The sequence below is a fragment of the Mesorhizobium sp. M2A.F.Ca.ET.037.01.1.1 genome, from assembly GCF_003998075.1.
Taxonomy (GTDB): domain Bacteria; phylum Pseudomonadota; class Alphaproteobacteria; order Rhizobiales; family Rhizobiaceae; genus Mesorhizobium.
The window spans coordinates 1-6191 of record NZ_RZSA01000337.1; the positions used below are offsets into that span (position 1 = coordinate 1).

Here is a 6191-nt window from a genome sequence, read left to right on the forward strand (position 1 = left end):
CCCCTGGAGCACCCCTCATCCGGCCGCTTCGCGGCCACCTTCTCCCACAAGGGGAGAAGGAGAAGTTGGCGCTAAATCCCCCTTGACCTCAACCTATCTTGAGCTTGCAAACCGTCTCCGAGCCACCTGCCGGCAACCTTCCAAATCGGAGACAGATCGAAATGAGCACCAACAATCACCGCACCGGCAGCGTGTTCCGGGTCGACAAATTCGTCGTGCCGGCCGAGGCGCGCGACGAAATCCTGAGCAGGGTCTTCATGACGCATGAACTGCTGCGCCGGCAGGAGGGCTTCGTGCAGGATTTCCTGCTCGAACAATTCTCCGGCCCGGGCGAGTTCAACATCGTCACCATGGTCGAGTGGGAAAGCCAGGCGGCAATCGACAAGGTGGTGCCGATCGTCAAGGCCGCCCACGAACGTATCGCCTTCAGCGCGCAGGAAACCATCGCGCGGCTCGGCGTCAAGGCCGACATCGCCAACTATCGGCGCGTGCCGGAGGTGTAAGGGTTATCCTAGCGCAGCGGCGCCCAGCCGATGGGCGTCGCTCATCGCTATTCAATAGATCAGCCAAGGGCTTTTATCTTCGGCGGCTACTGATATTGTCTCGACAGAAATAGTCATCCCATTTACTTTAAAATACGGAAAATTTCGATGTTCGGGTTCTTCTCGCGCAAATCCAAAGGAGCCTCCGAGAAGAAATCGCAGGCCGCCGAGGATAAGCGAGGCGTCCTCGTACCTCTGATTGTCGTGCCTCGTTCAAAGATCGCACAGGGCGACGGAGAGGCATTTCATCTCGTCTTCGCTGTAATGCAATTCGTCGTGACGATGGTCTCCAAAGGGCTCTATCGCCATTCGGAGATCAACCCTAAGGCGATGCAGGTATTTCACGCGGACCAGTACTCCTTGGAGGTGAAGAACGGCGGTCATAGTCAATTAATCCACAATGCCGGCAGCGAAATTGACACCATGATTGCCAACGCCAGAGCCGGACTCAGCGCGTGTGGGGCAAAAGGGCAGCTGGCAACATTGGAAAAGATGTCAGCCTGGATTGCCAAGCATCCTGATGAAGCTGCGAAACAAACGGGCTTCGAGGGTGGGCGCGACGATTTCCTGGATACACTTGATGATGCATTCTATGAGGCCGATGACGCCATGCCGATGGAGGATTTGCTCGCGCGTTGGATCGCTTCTTGGCCCGATCTGCAAATTGTCGATGATGACAACTACGATAACGCGATCGATCGACTGGTGCTGTCCAACCCTCAGCGGGAGGCCAGGCTTCTTCACGACTCGGTTGGCAAACTGGTGCGTCAGATGTTGAGCCAGCGCGAAGTCGGCGCCGGCCTCGCCTGCGCAACGATATCGCCATCGGAGATCAAGCTGGGGTTCGGCATGGCGAGGATGCTGGACATCGAAGGCGAAAAGCAGATGGTCTTCCAACTGCGTACCGACGCCGAAGAGCTCCGGTTATGCGCCTCGACAAAGACACACGTCGCAGTTTACGAGTATGTCGCCCCTGAAGACCCTCCTGTCATGCGCCCGGGTGACAACCCGTTGAGAGCGAACGCACCGAGGGTCGGGACACTGCTTGGACGCGCGGAGCAGTCAGAGATTGAGACAGTGATCCAGCTGTCCGAACAAAATCATGCTCCCGTCGCTGTCGACCTTTTGCTGCGCAAGGCTGGCTTCGATCCGCTGGGTGCCATCGTTTCTGCTAACTCGGTGGCGCAAACGGCGGAAGGGCCAGTTGTGAATTGGGTGGTGCTGGCGTCTGACCGGACCTTCCTCTCCCTGTCTTCACCAAATGGCAGTGTGCTCTTGTGTGGCGAGGATTACGAAAAGCTCGCCGAGGCTACGATGCCTGAACTCGACGCGCACTTTGATCGCTCCGCCGCCGCTGGATAGTTCCCAACTCGCGTCTCACAGTATTCGCACCTAGCGACCTTGCTCATCCTGCCCCCATTGTTGCGTTGCGGGGAGGGGGGCTTTCGGCTATTGAGGCGCAACCTGAAACAGGGACCGCCCCCAAGCCCTATGACGCTTCTCGACTCGGTCAAGAATACGTTCGTTCCGATCCACCGCGAAGGCTATCCCTTCATCGCCGCCTTCGCCGCGGCGACGCTGTTTCTCGGCTATTTCTCCTCGGTCCTGTTCTGGATCGGGCTGATCCTCACCGCATGGTGCATCTATTTCTACCGCGATCCCGAGCGCGTCACGCCGGTCGACGACCGGCTGGTCGTGAGCCCGGCCGATGGCGTGATCTCGGCGGTGGGGCCGGCCGTGCCGCCGAGTGAGCTTGGCCTGGGCCCGGGCGAGATGACCCGGATCTCGGTGTTCATGAACGTGTTTTCCTGCCACATCAACCGCGCTCCGGTGCGTGGGCGGATCACGCGCATTGAGCACAAGCCCGGCAAATTCCTCAATGCCGAGCTCGACAAGGCAAGCGCCGAGAACGAGCGCAACGGCCTGGTCATCGACAGCCCGAACGGCACCATCGCTGCCGTCCAGATCGCCGGGCTGGTGGCGCGTCGCATCGTCTGCTGGGCCGAGGCCGGCGGCTCGATCGCCATCGGCGAGCGTTTCGGCCTGATCCGCTTCGGCTCGCGCGTTGACGTCTTCCTGCCGACAGGCGCCGTGCCGCGCGTCGCGGTCGGCCAGACGGCTGTGGGCGGCGAGACCGTGCTTGCCGAATTCGGCGGCACGGCGGTCACGCCCCTGGTCAGGGTTTCCTGAGCGTTGGGCGCGCCATTCAAGAAATTCGAGGCCCATGCCAGCGGCGGTCCGCGCATCCGCGAGATCCCGATGCGCATGGTGCTGCCCAATCTGGTCACGGTGCTTGCCATCTGCGCCGGCCTTTCGGGCATCCGCTTCGCCTTCGAGAACCGTTTCGAGATCGCGGTGGTCATGGTGCTGCTTGCCGCCTTCCTTGACGGCATCGACGGGCGGCTGGCGCGCATGCTGAAGGCCACCTCGAAATTCGGCGCGCAGATGGATTCGCTGGCCGATATCGTCAATTTCGGCGTCGCGCCGGCCCTGGTGCTCTACGCCTTCCTGCTCGACCGCGCCGGCTCGCCCGGCTGGATCGCAGCACTTCTCTTCACCATCGCCTGCGGCATGCGGCTCGCCCGCTTCAACGTGCTGGCCGACGACACCGACCAGCCTGCATGGCAGACCGAATATTTCGTCGGCGTGCCGGCCCCGGCGGGCGCGGTGCTGGTCATGCTGCCGCTCTATCTCTATTTCCTGCGGCTCGGGCTGGAGCCGTCCCGCCCTGCCGCCTTCATCGCCACGGGCTTCACCGTACTCATCGCTTTCCTTCTGGTCAGCCGCCTGCCGGTCTATTCGGGCAAGAGCGTCAAGGTGCCCGGCGACAGGGTGCTGCCGGTCATCCTCGGCGTGGTGCTCTACATCCTCTTGCTGATGACCTATCCCTGGTACACGCTGACCGCCTCGGTCGCGGGATATCTGCTCTTCCTGCCGTTCTCGGTGCGCGCCTATTCTAAGCGGGCCATGCGCGAAGGCGAGAAGGTGCCGCCTTCGGATATCGGGTAACGCGGCGCGCTAAGCCGCCACACCCAGTCCCAACCGATCAATCGCCAGCTTTCGCGCCGAGACGTAATCCGTCTTGCCCGAGCCCAGCACCGGGATCTCTTCCACCTTGAGGATGTCGTTGGGCACCATCAGTTCCGCAGCACCCGCCTTCTTGCCGAACTGGCGCAGTTCCTCGGCATTGGCGTCGTCGGCGGTGGTGACCAGCACGATACGCTCGCCGCGCCTTTTGTCGGGCACCGCCACCGCCGCGTGGCGCTCTTCCGGCCACAGTGACTGCACCAGCATCTCGACGGCGCCCAGCGACACCATCTCGCCGGCGATCTTGGCGAAGCGCTTTGCCCGGCCGCGGATGGTGATGAAGCCCTCGCGGTCGATCGAGACGATGTCGCCCGTGTCGTGCCAGCCTTCCAGCGGCTGCAATTCGCCGGGGCGGTCGGCGCTCATGTAGCCCATCATCATATTCGGCCCGTCGAGCCACAGCCGGCCGCCCTCGGTGATGCCTTCGACAGGCTCCAGCTTCATGCGGATGGCCGGCAGCGGCCTGCCGACCGTGCCGTCCCGGCTGTGGATGGCGGTATTCACCGCCACCACCGGCGCCGCCTCGGTCAGGCCGAAGCCTTCGACGATCGAGGCCTGGAAGCGGTCGCGATAGGTGCGCCGCGTCTCCGGCTTCACCGCCTCGGCGCCGGCCACGACGAAGCGCAGGCTGGAGAAGTCGCCGTCCTTGGCGGTGCGCGCATAATTGGCGAGGAACGTGTCGGTTCCGAACATCACGGTCGGCTTCACCTTGCGGGCGATCTCGGGGATGATCTTGTAGTGCAGCGGCGAGGGGTAGAGGAACAGCTTTACGCCCAGCACCAGCGGCAGGATGGTGCCGCCGGTGAGCCCGAAGGAATGGAACGCCGGCAGCACATTGAGCAAGGTGTCGGCCGGCGAGACGGAGACGCGCGCCTCGGCCTGCATGACATTGGCAAGCAGGTTGCGGTTCGACAGCACCACCGCCTTCGGCGTGCCTTCCGAGCCGGAGGTGAACAGGATGACGGCGGGCTTCGAGGCTTGCTGCCGCTGCAGCGGTAAGCGCCACAAAAGTGCTCCGGCGACCTTGTCCAGCGCGGTCACGCCGGCGCGCACGTCTTCCAGCCACAGCATCTTCGCGCCGCCCGCCTCGACCGCGGCAATGATGTCGTCGATGCCGGCCTTTTCGACGAAGGCGCGGGATGACACCACGGTGCGGATGACGGCGGTACGGATCGCCGCGGTCACGCTTGCCGGGCCGGCGGTGTAGTTGATCATCGCCGCAACCCTGGCCGCCGAGATCAGGCCGACAAAGGTGAGCACCACGCCATTGGCGTTGGGCAAGAGCACGCCGACCGCTTCGCCGGGCGCCGTCACCGCCTCGAAACGGCGTCCGAGCACGCGCGCGCCGATGAACAGCTTGCGGTAGCTGAGCGAACCGGAGATCACATCCTCGATGATCGGGCGCGAAGGGCCGACGCGATCGGCGGCGTCGCGCATGGCGAGGAACAGGCCACGGTCGAGATTGGTGCCGTAGAGCCGCGCCTCGGCGAAACGATCGAACAGCGCGTTGGTGTTGGAGGCCATGTCGGGGTTGCGCGCCACCAACTCGGCGATGGTCATCGACTCCAGCACGCTCACCGAAAGCCGCGGGAACCAGTGCCTGGGCGCTTTCTCCTTCGGCGTCAGCGACATCGGCAGATCGCGCGTTCCGGCAACGAAGATCGGCACGATGCGGGCGTCGGCCTGCATGGCGATGCGGGTGATGGCGCGAAACAGCCGGAAGGATTTGACGTCCGGCTCGACACTGTCTGGCAGGTAGACGGCAAGCCGTCCCTTGCCCTTCAGCACGCGCACCAACCGCCGGCTGACGAAGACATGCTCGGCGTTGAAGGCGATGGTGCGGCCAAGCTCGCGCCACGGCTCTAGCCATGGCGAGCGCGCCGAGGCCTCGTCCAGTATATGCAGCGTGTCGTCGGGAAGCAGCGACAGCATCAGCGCCGGTTCGATGCGCGACTGGTGCGAGATCACATAAATGACTGGCGTGTTGGCGCTTCGGGCAATGCGAATACGGTTGTCGGCGATACGATAGACGAGCTTGAACGGCACATAGAGCAGCGCCTGGGTGAAGCGCAGGTCGAGCCGGAACCGCTCGATCACGGCGATCAGCAGCCAGGCAAACACAAGGCCCGCCAGCAGCGCCAGGGTCAGGATCATGCCGCTCTCTCCCAGTCTCCTCCAGGGCGCGGCTCTTGAGCGGCCGCTTCGGTGGCAGAGGGTAGCGGAAGCGCGGGCAAGGTCAATGCGGGCTGAAGCACGGCGTCCCCTTCTCCCCTTGTGGGAGAAGGTGGCTGAGCGAAGCTCGGACGGATGAGGGGTGCTGGAAGGATCGCTGCGCGGGAGAGTAAACTCCTCAAAGCATTGAATTTTTCAAGGCCGTGTTCCTTCCAACACCCCTCATCCGTCTCGGCGCTGCGCGCCGATCCACCTTCTCCCACAAGGGGAGAAGGGGAAGACGGCGCCTATGCCGCCTTCAATCTTCCGCTGATGAAGCGGAATTCCTGGGTTTTGCCGCCATAGCCATAGGCCGCCGCCGGCACTTCGTGCACGAAGGCATAACTCTCC

Annotated in this window: 5 protein-coding genes and 1 pseudogene; 4 read left to right on the forward strand and 2 right to left on the reverse strand. The window is 63.3% G+C overall.

The window, feature by feature from the left end; translation table 11 throughout:
- Positions 1–161: 161 nt before the first annotated feature.
- The 4 genes from EOA27_RS17800 (at position 162) to EOA27_RS17815 (ending at position 3551) form a co-directional block, all read left to right on the forward strand.
- On the forward strand, positions 162–503 hold the full coding sequence (locus tag EOA27_RS17800; protein WP_126078270.1) for an antibiotic biosynthesis monooxygenase: 342 nt from the start codon (positions 162–164) through the stop codon (positions 501–503).
- Between the two features lie 147 nt (positions 504–650).
- On the forward strand, positions 651–1904 hold the full coding sequence (locus EOA27_RS17805) for a DUF4375 domain-containing protein (RefSeq protein ID WP_126078269.1): 1254 nt from the start codon (positions 651–653) through the stop codon (positions 1902–1904).
- A 129-nt stretch (positions 1905–2033) separates the two neighbouring features.
- Complete coding sequence (locus tag EOA27_RS17810) at positions 2034–2732, forward strand: phosphatidylserine decarboxylase (RefSeq protein ID WP_126078268.1); 699 nt, start codon at positions 2034–2036, stop codon at positions 2730–2732.
- Positions 2733–2807: 75 nt separating this feature from the next.
- On the forward strand, positions 2808–3551 hold the full coding sequence (locus EOA27_RS17815) for a phosphatidylcholine/phosphatidylserine synthase (RefSeq protein WP_245456666.1): 744 nt from the start codon (positions 2808–2810) through the stop codon (positions 3549–3551).
- Between the two features lie 9 nt (positions 3552–3560).
- Here the strand turns inward: EOA27_RS17815 and EOA27_RS17820 are convergent, their stop codons facing one another.
- Positions 3561–5783 (reverse strand): AMP-binding protein, encoded by a 2223-nt coding sequence (locus EOA27_RS17820; RefSeq protein WP_126078267.1) that lies wholly within the window; start codon positions 5781–5783, stop codon positions 3561–3563.
- A 305-nt stretch (positions 5784–6088) separates the two neighbouring features.
- Positions 6089–6191 (reverse strand): annotated as a pseudogene (locus EOA27_RS17825) (4-oxalocrotonate tautomerase); the annotation flags it as partial.